The organism is Tenacibaculum profundicola, assembly GCF_057220795.1.
Genome location: NZ_CM170137.1, coordinates 1 through 19,168, shown reverse-complemented (window position 1 = coordinate 19,168; position 19,168 = coordinate 1). Strand labels below are relative to the sequence as shown.

20 protein-coding genes are annotated in these 19,168 nt (G+C 32.4%); 4 read left to right on the top strand and 16 right to left on the bottom strand.

The window, feature by feature from the left end; translation table 11 throughout:
* Positions 1–2 precede the first annotated feature (2 nt).
* From AC2TDS_RS00100 to AC2TDS_RS00040, 13 genes are all read right to left on the bottom strand, one after another.
* A complete protein-coding gene (locus AC2TDS_RS00100; protein ID WP_484737098.1) occupies positions 3–323 on the bottom strand; it encodes a DNA-directed RNA polymerase subunit omega in 321 nt (106 codons plus the stop codon).
* Positions 324–326: 3 nt separating this feature from the next.
* A complete protein-coding gene (bamD, locus tag AC2TDS_RS00095) occupies positions 327–1,148 on the bottom strand; it encodes an outer membrane protein assembly factor BamD (RefSeq protein WP_484737097.1) in 822 nt (273 codons plus the stop codon).
* A gap of 121 nt (positions 1,149–1,269) precedes the next feature.
* Positions 1,270–1,782 (bottom strand): ferritin, encoded by a 513-nt coding sequence (locus tag AC2TDS_RS00090; protein ID WP_484737096.1) that lies wholly within the window; start codon positions 1,780–1,782, stop codon positions 1,270–1,272.
* Positions 1,783–1,876: 94 nt separating this feature from the next.
* On the bottom strand, positions 1,877–2,752 hold the full coding sequence (gene dapA, locus AC2TDS_RS00085; RefSeq protein ID WP_484737095.1) for a 4-hydroxy-tetrahydrodipicolinate synthase: 876 nt from the start codon (positions 2,750–2,752) through the stop codon (positions 1,877–1,879).
* A complete protein-coding gene (locus AC2TDS_RS00080; RefSeq protein WP_484737094.1) occupies positions 2,752–3,264 on the bottom strand; it encodes a DUF6913 domain-containing protein in 513 nt (170 codons plus the stop codon). The genes dapA and AC2TDS_RS00080 overlap by 1 nt, the downstream gene beginning before the upstream one ends.
* Before the next feature lie 28 nt (positions 3,265–3,292).
* Entirely contained in the window at positions 3,293–4,375 is a 1,083-nt protein-coding gene (locus tag AC2TDS_RS00075; protein ID WP_484737093.1) for an esterase-like activity of phytase family protein, read from the bottom strand.
* 656 nt (positions 4,376–5,031) lie between these two features.
* Positions 5,032–5,490 carry a GyrI-like domain-containing protein gene (locus AC2TDS_RS00070; protein ID WP_484737092.1) on the bottom strand — a complete coding sequence of 153 codons (459 nt, stop codon included), beginning with the start codon at positions 5,488–5,490 and terminating at the stop codon, positions 5,032–5,034.
* 47 nt (positions 5,491–5,537) lie between these two features.
* Positions 5,538–6,254: a helix-turn-helix transcriptional regulator gene (locus AC2TDS_RS00065; RefSeq protein WP_484738978.1), complete on the bottom strand. Its 717-nt coding sequence runs from the start codon at positions 6,252–6,254 to the stop codon at positions 5,538–5,540.
* A 150-nt stretch (positions 6,255–6,404) separates the two neighbouring features.
* On the bottom strand, positions 6,405–7,064 hold the full coding sequence (locus AC2TDS_RS00060) for a lysoplasmalogenase (RefSeq protein ID WP_484737091.1): 660 nt from the start codon (positions 7,062–7,064) through the stop codon (positions 6,405–6,407).
* Positions 7,065–7,308: 244 nt separating this feature from the next.
* Positions 7,309–9,306 carry an NAD-dependent DNA ligase LigA gene (gene ligA, locus AC2TDS_RS00055; RefSeq protein ID WP_484737090.1) on the bottom strand — a complete coding sequence of 666 codons (1,998 nt, stop codon included), beginning with the start codon at positions 9,304–9,306 and terminating at the stop codon, positions 7,309–7,311.
* A 25-nt stretch (positions 9,307–9,331) separates the two neighbouring features.
* Positions 9,332–9,868: a DinB family protein gene (locus AC2TDS_RS00050; protein WP_484737089.1), complete on the bottom strand. Its 537-nt coding sequence runs from the start codon at positions 9,866–9,868 to the stop codon at positions 9,332–9,334.
* A 478-nt stretch (positions 9,869–10,346) separates the two neighbouring features.
* Positions 10,347–11,789, bottom strand: a complete 1,443-nt coding sequence (locus tag AC2TDS_RS00045; protein ID WP_484737088.1) for a glyceraldehyde-3-phosphate dehydrogenase — start codon at positions 11,787–11,789, stop codon at positions 10,347–10,349.
* A 133-nt stretch (positions 11,790–11,922) separates the two neighbouring features.
* Positions 11,923–13,299 carry a trypsin-like peptidase domain-containing protein gene (locus tag AC2TDS_RS00040; protein ID WP_484737087.1) on the bottom strand — a complete coding sequence of 459 codons (1,377 nt, stop codon included), beginning with the start codon at positions 13,297–13,299 and terminating at the stop codon, positions 11,923–11,925.
* Positions 13,300–13,435: 136 nt separating this feature from the next.
* Here AC2TDS_RS00040 and dapF point away from each other — a divergent pair, with 136 nt between their 5' ends.
* From dapF to AC2TDS_RS00020, 4 genes are all read left to right on the top strand, one after another.
* Positions 13,436–14,212, top strand: coding sequence for a diaminopimelate epimerase (gene dapF, locus AC2TDS_RS00035; protein WP_484737086.1), 777 nt, complete (start codon positions 13,436–13,438; stop codon positions 14,210–14,212).
* A complete protein-coding gene (locus tag AC2TDS_RS00030; RefSeq protein WP_484737085.1) occupies positions 14,212–14,736 on the top strand; it encodes a GNAT family N-acetyltransferase in 525 nt (174 codons plus the stop codon). The genes dapF and AC2TDS_RS00030 overlap by 1 nt, the downstream gene beginning before the upstream one ends.
* Complete coding sequence (mltG, locus tag AC2TDS_RS00025; RefSeq protein ID WP_484737084.1) at positions 14,729–15,757, top strand: endolytic transglycosylase MltG; 1,029 nt, start codon at positions 14,729–14,731, stop codon at positions 15,755–15,757. The genes AC2TDS_RS00030 and mltG overlap by 8 nt, the downstream gene beginning before the upstream one ends.
* Positions 15,758–16,025: 268 nt before the next feature.
* Positions 16,026–16,547: a peptidoglycan-binding protein LysM gene (locus tag AC2TDS_RS00020; protein ID WP_484737083.1), complete on the top strand. Its 522-nt coding sequence runs from the start codon at positions 16,026–16,028 to the stop codon at positions 16,545–16,547.
* A 27-nt stretch (positions 16,548–16,574) separates the two neighbouring features.
* On the opposite strand, the gene AC2TDS_RS00015 is transcribed toward AC2TDS_RS00020, so the two are convergent.
* The 3 genes from AC2TDS_RS00015 to dnaA are packed head-to-tail and all read right to left on the bottom strand — an operon-like array spanning position 16,575 to position 19,168.
* Positions 16,575–17,279, bottom strand: a complete 705-nt coding sequence (locus AC2TDS_RS00015) for an SAM-dependent methyltransferase (RefSeq protein ID WP_484737082.1) — start codon at positions 17,277–17,279, stop codon at positions 16,575–16,577.
* Complete coding sequence (locus tag AC2TDS_RS00010; RefSeq protein WP_484737081.1) at positions 17,269–17,730, bottom strand: low molecular weight protein-tyrosine-phosphatase; 462 nt, start codon at positions 17,728–17,730, stop codon at positions 17,269–17,271. The genes AC2TDS_RS00015 and AC2TDS_RS00010 overlap by 11 nt, the downstream gene beginning before the upstream one ends.
* Positions 17,731–17,743: 13 nt before the next feature.
* Positions 17,744–19,168, bottom strand: a complete 1,425-nt coding sequence (dnaA, locus tag AC2TDS_RS00005) for a chromosomal replication initiator protein DnaA (protein ID WP_484737080.1) — start codon at positions 19,166–19,168, stop codon at positions 17,744–17,746.

The following is a 19,168-nucleotide window of genomic DNA, read 5'->3' as shown; positions in this document are numbered from 1 at the left end:
GATTACTCTACATCTGGTGTTCTATGATATACTTTTCCTGCTAACCATTCTTCTACTGCAATAGCATGAGGTTTAGGTAAGCGTTCGTAGAATTTAGAAACTTCTATCTGTTCTTTATTTTCAAAAACTTCTTCCAAGCTATCATTGTAAGTAGCAAACTCATCTAACTTATCAACCAACTCCTTCTTTAAATCAGAGTTAATTTGCACAGCTCTCTTAGCAATTACAGATATCGCTTCGTAAATATTATCTGTTGCTGCTTCGATAGCTTCTTTATCATAAGTTACTGTGCTTACAGGTGCTTTCGTTTCTTTATAATCCATTTTCTAACTTTTAACTAATTGTTCTTGTACCTTTTGTAATGCTGTCAACATCTTATTTGAATCTTCCATGAATTTTGATTCAGGAAAGTTTCTTTTCAATTTGTCGTAGGCCTTAATTGCTTCTTTTATTCTCTTTTCTTTTTTTCTATTTGTACTCTTCACTGCAAAATCATGAGCCGCCTTTAGCTTATAGTATAAGGCTTCTTCTTTAAAGCTTGTTCCGAGATACTCAGATAATAAATTATCAAAAGCAACGATTGCTGCCTTATAATTTCTGGCATCGTAATCAGCTGTTCTATAATAGGTTTTTGCTATTTCAAACGCTTTTTTCTCAAGTTTATAACGTAGCTCCCTATAATATTTATTTGCTTCAGCTAGCCTTTCTGAACTAGGATACCTATCAATAAACCTTTGAAGTGATTCTAATGCTTTATTGGTATCTGTTGGATCTAAACTAAATCGAGGTGCTGATCTGTAATAACTTAACGCTGAAAAGAAAGCTGCTTCTTCTACTTTAGAACTCTTAGGATAATTTTGGGTAAATCTATCAAAGTAGTAACCAGCTTGTGCATAATTTTTTTCGTTGAAGTTTGACTGAGAAACCATGAACTGTATTCTTTCCATTTGAGGCTTCCCTCTATAAGAAGGGGTCACTTTTTCAAACAACTGCAATGCCTTGCTATACTTTTGTGATTCGTACATCTTCACTGCCATTTTATATTGTTCTTCAATGGTTCCTTTGTTCAATACTTTTTGGTATTCACTGCAAGATGTTAATACCAATAACATTACAATTAAATACGCTAAATTCTTATTTTTTCGCATCTGGCAAAATTAATGATTAATTATGGATTATTAAAACGATTTTTCACTCTATGTTGAGTACTGCAATAAACCATAAAATCTGTTATAAAAATTACAAGGAATTCCTAAATGTTTGTTAATCTTACTGCTTATTATCGATTGCTTGTCCTACCAACTGCTTTACATCATTATCAAACAAGTACAATCCGCCTTTATCATCTCCTATCAAATTAATTTTATCTAGGATATTTCTAGCTAAAGCCTCTTCTTCTATCTGTTCTGACACATACCATTGTAAAAAGTTATGTGTAGCGTAATCTCTTTCTTCTAAAGTTACATGTACTAAATCGTTTATCGATTTTGACACCATTACCTCATGATCAAATAATGTTTGAAACATATCTCTAAATGATCCAAAATCAATAGGTGGAGCCGCCAAATCAGAAATTTGCGCGTGCCCTCCACGTTCATTAACAAACTTTACTAACTTTAACATGTGCATTCGCTCTTCATCAGAATGTGCATACATAAATTGTGCTACTCCTTCAAATCCTTGTATTTCTGCCCAGCATGCCATTGACAAATACACTTGAGATGATTCCGCTTCAATTCTGATTTGCTCATTTAATGCTTTTTCTATCTTTTTTGATAACATAGTTGTTTGTGATTTTATTAATACAAAGATGCTAAAAAAAGACTACAATTATACAACTGCAGCCTTTACATTCGCTGTTTTATCTTTAAAGAAATTAAAATGCAGCTATAAACTGGCTTATTTTTTCTTGTAATTCATTTGATGCCGTTACCAAAGGTAAGCGGACAGCATCTGAAGTGATCCTTTTTGCTTTCAATACAGCTTTGATTCCAGCAGGGTTATTTTCTTCAAAAATATAACCAATCATATCCAATAACTTGTAATGTATTGTATATGCTTCTTTGTTTTTCCCTTCCAATCCTAATTGAATCATGCTCGAAAATTCTTTAGGCAATCCTTGTCCTAATACCGAAATCACCCCTGCTCCACCAGCTAAAACAACTCCTAAAGCCAAATCATCGTCACCAGAAATTATTAAAAAATCATTTGGTTTATCTTTAATTAACTGATAGTATTGTTGTTGATCGTTTCCGGCCTCCTTTACTCCAATCACATTATCAAAATCTCTTGCTAGACGCAACGTTGTTGTTGGTAACATATTTTTAGCTGTTCTGCCTGGAACATTATATAAAATCACTGGCTTAGGACTTGCTTCAGCTACCGCTTTAAAATGTTGATAAAAACCTTCTTGTGTAGGTTTACTATAATAAGGAGCTACTGACAAAACAGCATCAATTTCAGATAAGTCTAAGGTTTGTAACTCTTCTACCACTGCTTGGGTATTATTACCTCCTACTCCTAAAACTAGTGGTAAACTCCCTGCATTCGTTGCAGCGATTACCTTTATTATTTCCTTTTTTTCTTCCGTTGTTATTGTTGCGCTCTCTGCTGTTGTTCCATTAATAACTAAATAGTTTGTTCCGTTATCAATGTTATATTTCACTAGTTTTTTAAGTGCATCAAAATCTACATTCAAATCCTCTTTAAAAGGCGTTACAAGTGCAACACCTAAACCCACAAACTTTTGCATTATAATTTATTTAAAATCGTTAAATATTTTTTTAATTCTTGGTTTAAGACTGCTTCATTATAGCTAGTATCTGAAACTATTAAATCAAACAATCTATTATCAACTTCAGCAAAACCTGCTTTTAATTTTGCTTGCGAATGCAAAGTTATCACATTCGTATATAAATTGGTGTTTTTTGTATAGTTTATAAGCAAATCATAATCGTTTTTAACAAAGTTTTTCAAATTGTCAGATTTTAAACTCGCCTGGTAACCTATTTCTTTTTCTGTAAAAAACATAGGGTCTTCCTCTACTTCTTTTGAGTGTGCTTTGTATACCAAAAACCTAATGTTTTCTTTCTTAAAAGGAAGCTTATTCGTTAAGTTGGCCATAATCACATTTACCAGAGCTTCATTATCTAATATAATAGCCACCGACTTAATTTTTCCTTGCTTATTATTCGTTAATGGTTGTTTTTCTATTAACTTATTGTATTGCTTTTCTATAGATTTTTCTTTAAAACTACCTATCATTGTATGCTATTTCTTCTGCTAAAGTAAATTATTTATTGTCAATTTCTAGTAAGATCACCTGATTTAATTGTTCGCCATACATCTGAAAATTATCATCTGAAATTAATAGTAAACTTTTATTGCCGTTTGGTAAGGTTGGTCCAAAAGTAATACCTTCAATATTATCAATAATTCCTTTGGTTAACTGATCTTTTATTGATGTAAAGTCTAAAAGCATTTCTTTTTTTAGTGGTACATATGCATCCATCTTTAATGATTTGCTCGCCAAAACATTTGTTGTTTTACCTTCTTCCACAACTGCATTAAAAATTCTTATAGTATTTCCCTTACTTCCATAACCACTTTGATAAATTCTCTCCACAACAAAAAATTTTTGATTTTCATATTCCAATAAAGCTGTTACTCCATTCATATTTACCTTTCCCTTTGCTGGTTTGTCAATTTTCTCTAGTTGATAGGCATATTGCTTTGTGGCTGCTCCTTTGGCATTATCAAAATATGTTATTCGTATCGGAGATTGCGTCTTATGAAAAGAAGGTTCTTCTCCATCAACGGCTAAAGGTGATTCCATTGCTACCCAAAAACCTTTATGATCTATACTTTTAGTAGACCCTTCAAAAGTTCCGTTATGCTTCGGTTTCCCCTCCTCTATATCATTAAAATAACTAGGTATTACTACTTCTTTCACAAACCTCCCCAATGAATCCACCACAAATATAAAAGGTTTTTTACCTGCATTTATTGCTCCCTCACTTGTCAGGTTTATGTTTCTATTGGCATCAATAAAAATAGATTCCAAATCCAACACATTCTCTTTAAAAAATGGATGTGTTGTATCCCTTTTTATTAAAAGAACATCTAAAAGTTTCACCTCTACTATTTCACCATCTTTAATATCAATTTTACTGGTTACGATTCTTGGGTTTTGAGAATCGTCGACAACCATATAATATGTATTATCAACATAATCTATTCCTGATAATCCTCCAATCGTACTTCCTTTTAACTGTAAAGAGTTTTCAATAATATATTCGTCTAAAAACTTTAATTCTATGTTTTTTTTGCAACTTACCACTCCTAAAAGTAGCCATAGAAAAACTCTTTTTTTCATAAATAAAAGATTTTGCAGTTATCGTCAGACGAAAATACTACTAATACCCGTAAATTTTAAAGTTTTATACCATTTACCATTTGAATTTACTGTAAAATAAAACTACTGTAAACACATACAGTAGTTTTATCCTGAATTACATATTAGAAAACGAATACTATTTTATAACAACCTCAATTTTGTTAAGTCAAATTGCACTATCATTCCATTGCTCTCGTATTTGTGCTTTAGTCATAGATCGGCATTCACAATACTCGTTGTAAACCAATTTTTTAAGATAACCCAGAATACAGTCTCCGAACACTTCTTTACATTTTTAATTTCTTCAACATGGTACTTATACGATTTACAAATAAATATTTCGCATATCTATTATTTCTTTTGTAGCTATTTATGCGTTATAAAACTTAACCATAGCTTGGCTATGCTAAAATTTTATGTCTTAAACTAACTTAAAATAATTCAATACCTATACACGAAATATTTATTTGTAAATCGTATTAGATCCCCGATAAAACAATTGTTTTATTTTTAGCTAAAGCCTCATTCGAAAGTTGCAATAGGTAATTTAACAACTAGCACCATATACCACAGAAATATAATCAGAAGGTGTGTTTTTTTATTTCAAAATTAAATTTACACTTACATCGCAAGATCTACGTGACAGCAATGTAGATTTCAACTTCACTATTAGACGGATCTTTTGTTTTTTCACCATATAACTCAAAATCTGCCGTGTATGTTCTATCCAATTCCATATTCCAAATTTCATTCCATTTATCAACAACTACATTTTCTGTTAAATTTCCCTTAGCTATAAACTCTCTATAGTTAGAGTTTTCTATTGTCACACCAACCATTCCTTTTGGAACTGTATGCAGATTAGGAACCATAAAACCTAAAATAGTATCATAAGGCTTCGTATGATCTGACTCGTAATTGGTATACACAGCACAAATAGTATCATCAATTCTATGAGGAATTGCTTCGTACATGTTATTATTCATAAATTCATACCACAATTTACCAATGTCTTCCTTTGCTTTTCCATCTTCATTGGTTGTTCTAGTTGAAATTCCAACTACGTGAAAGCTTTTTTTCTGTACTATTTTCATGTTTTATATTATTAAGTTCGCACAAAAATAAGGGTGACTTATGACAGCTATTTGTCAGGGGTGTTTACATAATTTTCTTTACACAGCTCAAAATATTCTTTTAGCGTCATTTTATGAGGTTCAAAACTGAGTTGAGTAGTTAATATTTTTTCAATACAATCTACCCTAAACGCTCTAAACTCATTTCGCAATCTGCAAAAAGCAATCAACAACCAATTCTCATTGGTACTGTACAATGCAAAAGGCTCTATCACTCTATCTGTAAAATTATTCTCTAACGATAAATAAGCTATATTTATTAGTTGAAATTTTGTTATTGCAGACTGTATTTGCATTAAAAAACTACTCGATTTTTTTTCTTGTTTATTTATTCTAAAAACTATTCTTTGTGACAATAGGTCTACTTTTTCTTTTTGAGAATATCGCAAAACTGCCTTTATTTTAGTAATCGCATTAACATAATTCTCAACAAATGAAGCGTCTCTATTTTTGAGGATTAACTGCTCAGCAGTTATCAGTGCATTTGCCTCATTTTCAGAAAACATAACTGGTGGTAATTGATACCCTTCCAGCAATGAATAGCCTTTACCTTGCTCTGTAACTATTGGAATTCCAGAATTCTCTAAGGTTCTAATATCTCGATAAATGGTTCTTATACTGACCTGAAATTTTTCAGCTAACTCACGAGCTGTTAATATTCTTTTTGATTGTAATTGCGTAAGTATTTGTGTCAACCGCCCAATTCTAGGTTTCTCCATATTTATAACATTTACAAATTAAAATTACCGCGCTAAAACTCCCTTTTACCCTTTCTTCTTCATTGAAAAAGAACCCACAAACTAAGGTTCTCAATTTTATAATTTGCTAAAGAACAAAATCATCATTTTCTTTTACCCTATTTGAAATCATAACTGTTATTGCTTATTTTTAGCTATCATTGCCTTACAAATTAAATATTGAGAAATTATATATAATATGATGATTGCAATATCAAAAAAATGTTTTGGTGAATAAAAAATATTCAAAGCAATTAAACTATCTGAAGCAATAAACAATATAGCCCCTAATAACAACCATGAATTTGATACTGATTTAGCTTGTCGGTAATTTAACAGTGCTGCCGCTCCAAAAGTAGTAATCGCAATTCCATAGATGATTACAGGAATCAGCATACTTTCTAGATTATTGAAAATTAGATATAAGACTCCTGTAAAGAATACTACAAATGGAATGGATGATGATATTATTTTAACGGTTAACTCTTTCTGTAAAAAACCAGTGGTTATTTTAATATAAATAATATGGGTTAGCAAGAAAGACCCCAACCCAAACATAAAAAAGTGTTGTTTATCTAACAAAAAAACATCTCCCCAAAATGAAAAAAACAACCCGCTAACAAACCAAAAGTTAGGTTTTTTAACTGACACTAGATACACTAGTACCAAGGTAGTCATGAGCAATGGTTTAAAAATGAATTCAAGTAACTTGTTTTGAGTAATTACAGCATAGACATCCATTATGGCTACTAATAAAAAGATTCCTGAGCTTAATGCTATTTTAATTTGTTTTGTCATTTTAATTAATCTATTAAAGTCAATAAATACTGGTTATAATCATTTTTCCTTTTCACGTTGTTCATTTTTCTAAAACTAAAACTCTACTCGAAACAACATTAAACCCTGTTTGATATTCTGATACTTCATAATAGCACTTGTTTTTTCATTGGCTTTCAGGTTTTATCAATTATAAACAACGTGTTTTGAACTATTTTTTTATACAATATCTCAAACCTACATTCAGTGTATTCTATAAAGAAAATCAAGATATCATTTCTATAAAATCTTTTTCAGAAATAATAGGTATTCCTAGTCCTTCTGCTTTTGTCAATTTACTCGGTCCCATATTGTCCCCTGCTATAACGTACGATGTCTTTTTAGATATTGAACTACTTACTTTTCCTCCGTTATCTTCAATGGATTTCTTCAATTCATTTCTACTCATTTGATGGAAAACTCCAGAAACCACAAACGTATTACCTGATAATTTATCCGTTTGATTTTCTAAACTTTCTGCCGAAACTGCTAATTGTAAGCCATATGATTTTAATCGGTTAATTAGATCAATATTTCCTTTATCTGTTGAGAAATCGATAATACTTTGCGCTATTCTATCGCCAATTTCATCCACGGCTATCAACGTTTCAAAATCAGCATTCATCAAATTATCAATTGATTTAAAATATTTCGCTAGTTTCTTAGCTACAGTCTCACCAACGAATCGAATTCCAAGAGCAAATAGCACTTTTTCAAAAGGAATCTCCTTCGATTTTGCAATTCCATCAATCATATTCTGAGCAGATTTCTCTGCCATTCGTTCTAATGGAATAACCTCCTCTTTCTTTAGTTCGTATAAATCTGCATAATTTTTTATGAATCCTTCTTTACGCAACAAATCTACAGTCTCTCCACCTAATCCTTCAATATCCATTGCCTTTCTACTAATAAAATGCTGAATTCTTCCTGTTATTTGCGGTGGACAACCAAATTCATTCGGACAATAATGTTTTGCATCACCCGCTGTTCTAACCAATTCAGTATTACATTCAGGGCATTTAATCGCATATTTTGTTGGTTGGGAATCTACTAGTCGTTTTGTTGTATCAACTTTAATTATTTTAGGAATTATTTCCCCTCCTTTTTCCACAAAAACAGTATCTCCTAACCGAATATCTAATTTCTCAATTTGATCTGCATTGTGCAAAGAAGCCCTTTTCACAACAGTACCCGCCAAGTGGACAGGTTCTAAATTAGCCACAGGGGTAATAGCTCCAGTTCGGCCAACTTGGTAAGTAATTTCATTAAGTACCGTAGAAACTTGTTCTGCTTTAAATTTATAAGCGATAGCCCAACGTGGTGATTTCGAAGTGAAACCTAGTTCTTCCTGTTGTTGTAAATTATTTACCTTTATAACGACACCGTCCGTCTCATAGGGTAATTCAAAACGTTTTACATCCCACATATTTATAAAATCAAGTACTTCATCAATAGACTTTGCTAAAACCATTGTATTCGGAACTTTAAACCCAACTTTCCTCGCTGCTTTGAGACTCTCAAAATGGGTTTCATATCTTCTTTCGTTTGTAACCACTTGATACAATAGGCAATCTAAAGGTCGTTTTGCAACTTCAGCACTATCTTGTAATTTTAAACTTCCACTCGCCGTGTTTCGAGGATTTTTATAGGCTTCTTCTCCATTTTCTAATCGTTCTTCATTCATTTTATTAAACCCATCAAGAGGTAAAATGATTTCTCCTCTCATTTCAAAATTAGAAACAAATTCGCCATGAGGCACCAATGGAATCGACTTTATCGTTCGTATATTAGTGGTTACATCATCTCCTTGAAACCCATCTCCCCTTGTAACAGCTCTCAAAAACTCTCCATTCTGATAGGTCAAATTAATCGAAGCTCCATCATATTTCAGCTCACAGGTATACTCAATATCATCTATACCTAAATTTTTTTGAACCCGTTTTTCCCAATCTAATAAGTCTTCTTTAGAATAGGAGTTATCTAAAGAATACATTCTGTTTTTATGAACAATCGTTTCAAAGTTCTTAGTAACATCCCCGCCTACTCTTTGCGTTGGAGAATTGGAATCAAAAAACGCTGGATGCTCTTCTTCTAATTTTTCAAGTTCTTTAAGTTTTAAGTCAAATTCGTAATCAGAAATGGTTGCATTATCAATGACGTAGTAGTCATAATTATGTTGTCTCAACTCTTTTCTTAATTGCTCTATTCTTTCTTTAATGATCATGTTTTTAATCGATAAATATATGCTGTTATTCTACTTTTTCAATGGTACCTGTAAAAAAATGAACGCCTTTGGGTAACGGATTACCTGCAGAACGACGAAGAGAAACCACTTGGCCTAAGTGCCAAAGTGCATCTGCGATAGCCCCATTAACCTGATTCCAAAATGGATACGTACTGATTTGATCATCATTTCTTATCAACTTTGTGGTAAACTCCGATAAATCCTTGGTTTTTTTTAAAATATCGCTCGTTTTTTTTATGTTTTCCAACGTTACTTTACGCCATTCTAGAAATGGGAACAATTCCCTTTCTTTATACCTTATCGTTTTACCTTCTACTATTGCTAAGGTCACTTTTGTCAGCGCGCATATATGTTCCAGTATTTCGATAATGCTCCAGGATTCATTCGTTGGTTTGTATTTAAAATCTCTACTTCTTAATTCTTCTGTTGCCCAATAATATCGAAAACCTAAGCCATCGACCATCCTACTTCCAACAGTGCCTACTGTATACTCTTTCGGGATCTCAGGTAGCTGATAATAGGGTAATGTACTGATATTCATTTAAGGTTGTTTAATATATTCTAGGCAATTGGACGTACTCTTTAAGACTAAAGAAAACCCAATATTCTCGAAGCTAATTTAAGGAAAAGTTTGCTAGATGCTAATTATTAAATTTTCTATTTTTATAAAACCAGAACCACTCATTTTTCTGTGTTTCAATCATACAGTTCAATCTTACCCCCTTCAATATTGTCTCAAAATTAATACATAGTTTAACCCGAATTATGCAACATGATGAAACAATAAAATCAACCACTTCGTTATACCTTTAAATTTAACCATAGCGTTACTATACTATAATTGAGAAAGCACTTGCATTTATTGTTCTTATACCATCTACCATGATAACGTTCTACTACATAATTCGGGTTTAAAATAGAACTCCGTTGATTAATTCTATCAACAATAAATCCAAGTGCAACAAAAAAACCGAAACTTTTTAAAGTTTCGGTTTTTTTACTACTAAAATACTATTCTGTTAATAGTATGTATAACGACGCACTTTAGCTATATGTTTAGCTAAACGCATTACTTGATGAGAGTATCCATACTCATTATCATACCATACATAAATTACAATGGTATTTCCATCTGCAATGGTAGCTTTACTGTCAAAAATAGAGGGTGCAGTAGTTCCAACGATATCAGAAGAAACCAATTCATTATTTAATGAATACTGGATTTGTTCTACTAAATCACCTTCTAAAGCATATTGTTTCATTATTGCATTAACAGACTCTACCGTTGCATTAGAGTTTAACTGTAGATTTAAAATTGCTAATGATCCGTTAGGCACAGGTACACGAATAGCACTAGAAGTCAATTTACCTTCTAAAGCCGGCAATGCTTTCGCTACCGCCTTACCTGCTCCTGTTTCTGTAATTACCATGTTTAAGGCAGCTGCTCTACCTCTACGATATTTTTTATGCATATTATCAACCAAATTCTGATCATTGGTATATGCATGAATTGTTTCTAAATGCCCTTTGTTTATTCCAAAATTATCTTCCAATACTTTTAAAACTGGTGTAATAGCATTGGTAGTGCAAGAAGCTGCTGAGAATATATCGATATTGTCAGGATTATTCTCTAAATGGTTAACCCCATGTACAATGTTTGGTATTCCTTTTCCTGGTGCAGTTAACAATACTTTACTCGCTCCATTCGGTATTAGATGACGGTTTAAAGCTTCTTTATCTCTAAAAGCACCTGTATTATCAATAATTAAGGCATTATTAATACCATATTGTGTATAATCAATATCTTCTGGTTGTGCTGCTGAAATCATATACACAGTAGTCCCATTGATTATTAGTGCTTTATTTTCTACATCAACTTGAACGGTTCCCAAGAAATCTCCATGAACTGAATCGATACTCAATAATGACGCTCTTTTTTCTAAAACAGACGCATCAATTTTACCACGAGTTACCACAGCTCTTAATCGTAATTGAGATCCTTTACCCATTTTACTGCTTAACTCTCTAGCTAATAAACGACCAATACGTCCGAAACCATATAAAACTACATCTTTTGGTTCAATATCTGCAGCTTCAGTAGCATCTTTTAGTTGATGTTCTACAAAATCAACTTTACTTAAGTTATCATTTTCTAGTAAATGGTATTCATAGGCTAATTTTCCTATATCTAATTTAGACGCCGGTAAATCTATCGATTGAATTGCCTTCGCAATTTCCAACGCATCTTGTATAGATATTGGTTTTGCTACGAATTCTTTAGCGTAGTTTATCAAATTTAAAACCTCACTAGCTCTTTTATCTACTAATGGATTTCTAAATAAAACCAATTCAATAGATTTATCGTACCATAAATCATTAACAATATTGATAAATTCAACAGTAGCCCTTCTTACTTGAGCCTGATTTACTACCTCTTTTTCGTAATTTGTTATTGTTGACATAGTTGTGTGTTAACTAAATTTAAAAAATTTGTGCAAAAGTACGTATTTCAAACGATTTCGTAACAGATTTTACACATAAAAAATCTCGTCAATATTTTGACGAGATTTTTATGAATTAGACTCATTTTATTTATTAAAACCTATACCTTTCGATTTTTCCTGACGGACTGAGTATTTCGATGTATATATGTTTATTTCCTGTATACTCATCTAAAATCTCTACTGCTTCCTTGGCATTAACTACCTCCTTACCATTAATTTTAGTGATGATATAACCAGCACCAACATCGTAATACCTGAATCCAGGATTAGTGGTGTTTACTATTTTTGCACCTCCCTTAATCTTTAGTTTCTTTCTTTCTTTTTCAGTTAAATCCTTGAATTGAACTCCAAAACCATATGATGTAAATGTACTTTTTTTACTAAGTTTCACTGACTTAATGAAATTTTCTCCTTCTCTATTCACTGTTACATTTACATATTCACCAGGTCGCTTAGCTGTTAGTTGTCCTTTTAAGTCAGAAAACTTACTAATCTTAACATCGTTAACCTTGGTTATAATATCTCCTTCTTTTAACCCAGCTTTATTGGCATTACTATCCTCATTTATGGATCCAATCTTTACACCTTCAATATCTTTAGCACTCTGATCAATACCAATACCGAGAATAGCTTCCTGCACCGTACCAAACTCTAAAAGATCATCTATAATTTTCTTCGCAATATTAGAAGGCACTGCAAAAGAATACCCAATAAACGACCCTGTTCTTGAACTAATTGCTGTATTAATACCAATCAACTCACCTCTTGTATTTACAAGAGCTCCTCCACTGTTCCCTGGATTCACAGCAGCGTCCGTTTGTATGAAAGAGTCAATATTTCTATTTCCTTCTAAATCTCTTCCTTTGGCACTCACAATACCCGCTGTAACCGTTGAAGTTAAATTGTAAGGATTCCCTACTGCTAGCACCCACTCACCTACTTTGACATTATCAGAATTTCCAAACGGTATATTCGGTAAGTCTGTAGCTGTTTCTATTTTTAACAAAGCAATATCACGTTCTTTATCTGTTCCGATTAAAGTTGCTTTGTGCTTTTTACGGTTGTTAAGGGTAACCTCTATTTCAGATGCCCCCTCTATCACATGGTTATTCGTGATAATATAACCATCAGGAGAGATAATAACACCACTCCCTGTTCCTACTTGTTCATATTTTCTAGCACCACCTCCTCCAAAGAAGAAACTCATCGGGTCTTGTTGTGTTCTAACCGCTGTATTTTTAACGTGTACTACTGCATGAACAGTATTTTCTGCTGCTTCTGTAAAATCAGTAGGAGCAGATGATGAATTCACTACTGGTGAAATATAATTCGCTTTTACCGTTTGTAAAACAGGCTGTGATTGCTTCTGAAAAGTCATCTGAGATTTTTCAAACAACATCTTATAACCTGAAAGCGCCACTGCGCCACCTATAAACGCAATACCTAAAACTCCAAAAAATTTTCTCATAATCATTTACAAAATTTAATTAATCAAATATACGATTTTAACATTTTCACAAAATCCGTTTAACTAGCTTTTAACTATTTTTAACCGCTATTTAACAAACCCCATTACCTACAGAAATTTGTACCTTTGCGTTAGTATGGACATAACTTTTTATAAATATCAAGGAACGGGTAATGATTTTGTTATGATTGATAACAGAGCAAAAACCTTTCCAAAAGAAAACACTGACATCATTTCGTTTTTATGTCATAGAAATTTTGGTATTGGTGCTGATGGTTTAATTTTATTAGAGAATGATGAATTGACCGATTTCAAAATGATTTATTTCAATGCTAATGGTAATGAAAGCTCAATGTGTGGAAACGGTGGTAGATGCATCACTGCTTTTGCTCATAAACTTGGTTTATTCAAAAGTCAAACTACTTTTGCTGCCGTTGATGGCTTGCACCACGCTTCGATTAAAAATCACGCTGTATCCTTACAGATGATTGATGTGGATAGAATCGATCTTCATCAAGATTATATATTTACAGATACCGGATCGCCACATCATGTTCAATTGGTAAACAATATAGATACTTACGACGTGTTTACCCACGGTAAAAATATTAGAAACTCTATTTATGGACAAGACGGAAGCAATGTCAATTTTGTTGAGCAAATTAATAATACCAGCTTTAAAGTTAGAACCTATGAGCGTGGTGTTGAAAATGAAACCTTAGCTTGCGGCACTGGTGTTACAGCAGTTGCTATTGGCATGCATAAAACACATAAAACAGATAGTAACGACATCAATTTTCAAGTGCAAGGTGGTGAGTTAAATGTTTCTTTTCATGAAGAAAATGGCGTTTACTCAAATATTCATTTAACTGGAGAAGCGCGTTTAGTTTTCAAAGGTGTAATTACTATTTAATGAATACACTAAAAGGAGTCAATATAAATTTACGTTCGTTAGAACCAGAAGATCTGTCTTTTCTTTACAGCATTGAAAATAACGAGACATTTTGGGAAGTAAGTCATACACAAACCCCCTTTTCTAAGTATTTATTGAAACAATATTTAGAAAATTCGCATTTAGACATTTATGAAGCCAAACAGCTGCGCTTGGTTATTGAATTAAATGTTACTAAACAACCGATTGGTATGGTAGATCTCTTCGATTTTAACCCAGCACATAAAAGAGCTGGGGTAGGAATTCTTATACAACCTGAATATCAACAGAACGGCTTAGCCTCAGAAGCCTTAGACTTATTGATTGATTTTAGTTTTACACATTTACAATTTCATCAATTGTATGCAAATATTACTTCTGATAATTTAAATAGTTTAAATTTGTTCGAAAGAAAAAAATTTTTCAAGGTAGGTGTTAAAAAGGATTGGATTTTTACACAAGGAAAATTCAAAGACGAAGTTTTATTTCAATTAATCAATGAATAGAAAAAATTTATACAGAAGTATTGCTATTATACTACTTATAATAGCTGTTGTAGGAGGTAACTATTATCAAAAAATATTTGGTAAAGCTGTGATAAAAGACGGCGCCATATATATTTATACTGCTTACTCTTTAGCAGATGTAAAAAACGAACTTTCTGGCTTTATAAAAGAACCAAAAGACTTTAGTTGGCTTGCTGAGAAAAAGAGATTTACAAAACCCAAAGGAGGTAAATACCTTATAAAAAAAGGTATGAGCTTGAATGACTTGGTTAATGTGTTAAGAAGCGGTAATCAATCTCCTGTAAAAGTTTCATTTAACAATCAAGACACCCTGGAGAAATTAGCTGGAAGAATATCAAAACAGATTGAAGCTGATTCTATATCATTGCTCAACACCATGTTAGACAGTAATTTTTTAACTGAAAATGAGTTTAACAAAAAATCAGCATTAGGCATGTATATCCCTAATAGTTATGAATTATATTGGAATACCTCCGCAGAAAAATTCCGCAATAAAATGTTACGAGAATACCAACGTTTTTGGAATACCTCTCGATTAGAAAAAGCCAGTAAATTAAAACTATCTAAACAAGAAATAATTACATTAGCGTCTATTGTACAAAAAGAGACCTCTAAAAAAAGTGAGCGCCCAATTGTTGCAGGTTTATATTTGAATCGTTTAAAAAGCACCTGGCCTTTACAAGCAGATCCAACCATTATATATTGTATAAAAGAAAAAAATGGACAGGATTTCGTTATAAAAAGAGTTCTTAATAAAGACCTAAATATAGAGTCTGCATATAATACATATAAGAATACAGGCTTGCCTCCTACCCTCATTGCTATGCCAGATATTTCAGCTATAGATGCCGTATTGAATTATAAAAAGCATAATTATTTTTACATGTGTGCTAGTGTTGATAACATAGGATACCACGAGTTTGCACGTACGTTAGCGCAACACAATAGGAACTCTGCAAAATACCATCGTTGGATTAGCCTTAAAGGTATAAATAGATGATTTTTAAAAAAAAATTATTCTAGTTAAAAAACTAAAAAATTAAACTTTACACATTTTTTTCAACTTTAAAATGAATAATTCACAATAAAAAACACTTTACACTAATAAAAAATCACAGGTTAAATACATACAAATAATTGACTATTAATAATTTGTGTTTTTTGTTATATCTTTGCCCCCGCTAAACAGAAAGTAATTAATTATCAAATATTTAGTATATCTAATTTTTGGATGCGTCATATTAACAAGCTTTACGACACATCCACCGTTGAAAGAAACACTAACACTAAAACCTCATTTTGAGGAAAACTATACAAAAGATTTTAATTTTCCATTTCTAAAGAAAGATTTCATTGGATTTCGTGAAGCACTTGCTTTTAAAGAATCACAAGGAAGATATACGGTTGTGAACAAACTTGGGTATCTAGGAAAATACCAATTCGGTAAGTCTACTTTAAAAAGATTTAAAATATACAATACTCAAATGTTTCTAAGGAATCCTGAACTACAAGAAAGAACTTTTATTGCTCTTTGTAGAGTTAATAAGTGGATTTTACGAAAAGATATTAAGAGAAGTATCGGAAAGAACATTAATGGAATTAAAATTACTGAATCCGGAATTCTAGCTGCTGCTCATTTAAGCGGTGCAGGAAACGTGAAAAAATTCTTACGTTCGGGAGGTAAACATACATTTAATGATGCCTTCGGCACATCAATTGAAGAGTATTTTAGAAAATTTGCAAGCTATGATGTCTCATACATAACACCTGATAAATCTCCAATTGTATAAGTTAAAACATTAAACTCAAAAATCGATTTACCTATGCACAATAAAAATTGTTGGTCGTTTATGTAAGTCGATTTTTACTTGTTTCCACTCATTAACTGTCAATGTTTTTATATATTCAGTAGGTAGCGTAATATCACAGGCTACGCAAACTCGTGTTTCTGGAGATAGCGCTGCGCATAAATCACCTAACATTTTATCATTTCTGTAAGGAGTTTCGATAAAGATTTGTGATTGGTCTTTATCTTTAGATAATTTTTCTAAAGTCTTTATAGATCTTTTTCTTTCCGATTTATCGATAGGTAAGTATCCGTTAAAAGCAAAATTCTGCCCGTTCATTCCCGACGCCATTATAGCTAATAGTATTGAAGAAGGCCCTACCAATGGAACAACTTGAATTCCCTTTTCGTGTGCTAATTTTACAATATTCGCACCAGGATCTGCTACAGCAGGAACTCCTGCTTCTGAAAGTAACCCAATAGAAATACCTTCATCACAAGCATCCAAATAATTTCTTATTTCCAATACATCAGAGTACTTGTCTAACAGCATTAACTCTAAAGATCCTTGTGCTTTTGTAGGGTTTATTTTCTTAATGAATCTTCTCGCCGACTTTTCATTTTCAACAATAAAACAATTCAATCGTTCCAATACCTTCTTTACCGATATTGGCATTACCTCTAAAGGTTCCGTATCTCCTAAAGTTGTGGGTATTAAGTATAGTTTACCTTTCATCGCTATTTATTTTTGAAGCAATCACGTCACAAGCTTCATTAAGCATTTTAAAAACATTTTCGAAACCTAGCGTACCACCATAATAAGGATCAGGTACATTCAGGTTTTCGTCTGGGCTCAACTCCTTTAATATCATTTTAACCTTACTAGCCTCTTCTTGATTTCTGGAAAGAGTAACGATCGTATCATAGTTACTTTCATCCATAGCATAAATCAAATCGTAAGAAATAAAATCAGTGGTAAGAAATTTTCTAGAACGCTGATCTGTAATATCTATACCGTATTTTTTGGCGATCTCAATAGATCTTCTATCCGGCAACTCTCCTTTATGGTATCCGGCTGTGCCAGCGGAATCTACTTGCACAAGATCAGAAGAAACTTTAGACTTCAAAATACCTTCGGCTAACGGAGATCTGCAAATATTCCCCAAACAAACCATAAGTATCTTCATAATTCTTACTATTTTACAATGTTAACTTTTTCGTTAAATCATCAACATATTTCTTAAACTGCTTATCCGTTTCAGTCAAGTTATCAACTGTTTTACAAGCATGTAGTACAGTAGCGTGATCTCTCTGCCCTATTTGACTACCTATACTTGCTAATGACGATTTAGTCATACGCTTCGCAAAATACATCGCTAGCTGACGTGCTTGCACAATATGACGTTTTCTAGTTTTTGATTGTAAAGTAGCTACATCCATGTCAAAATACTTTGAAACAACCTTTTGGATATAATCAATAGATAATTCTTTCTTGGTATTCTTTACGAACTTATCAACAATTTGCTTCGCTAGTTCAATGGTAAATTCTTTTCTATTGAAAGAAGCTTGAGCAATCATTGATATAATCACGCCTTCTAACTCTCTTACATTAGATTTTATATTTTTTGCAATATACTCAACGATCTCTTCAGGCATTTCAACTCCATCTCTATACAGTTTATTCTGAAGAATTGAAATTCGCGTTTCATAATCTGGTGACTGCAATTCCGCTGACAAGCCCCATTTAAAACGTGACAGTAATCGCTGCTCTATATCTTGCATATCAACAGGAGCCTTATCCGAAGTTAAAATAACTTGCTTCCCGTTCTGATGTAAGTGATTAAAAATATGAAAAAATACATCTTGCGTTCCTGCTTTACCAGATAAAAACTGAACATCATCTATTATCAATACATCAATCATTTGATAAAAGTGAATAAAGTCATTTCTTGTATTTGATTTCACAGAGTCAATAAACTGTTGTGTGAATTTTTCTGATGAAATGTATAATACTGTTTTATCTGGATATTTATCTTTAATCTCAACTCCTATTGCATGTGCCAAATGCGTTTTACCTAAACCAACACCTCCATATATTAATAACGGATTAAAAGAAGTTCCTCCTGGTTTATTAGCCACAGCCATTCCAGCGGATCTTGCCAAGCGATTTGAATCACCCTCAACAAAATTCACGAAATTATAATTGGGATTTAATTGTGATTCTATTTTAACTTTTTGCAGACCTGGAATTACAAAAGGGTTTTTCAACTCTCTTTTAGATTCCAAAGGAACTGTGACTTTTTGTGGTTTTAAAGGATTCCTATTAGAGCTTGGTATTTTTACAGTTTGCGGATTATTACTGCTGTAAGTATTTTCCATACGAACATCATAAACCAACTTCGCTTCATTACCCAACTGTCTCACTAAAGCAACTCTCAATAATTTAATATAATGTTCTTCCAACCATTCGTAAAAAAACTTACTTGGCACCTGAATTGTTAGAGCATCCCCTGATAACTTTATTGGTTTAATTGGTTCAAACCAAGTCTTATACGCCTGTGGCTTTATGTTGTCTCGAATAAAAGACAGGCATTCCATCCAAACTGAATCAGCCGTTTTAGTCAT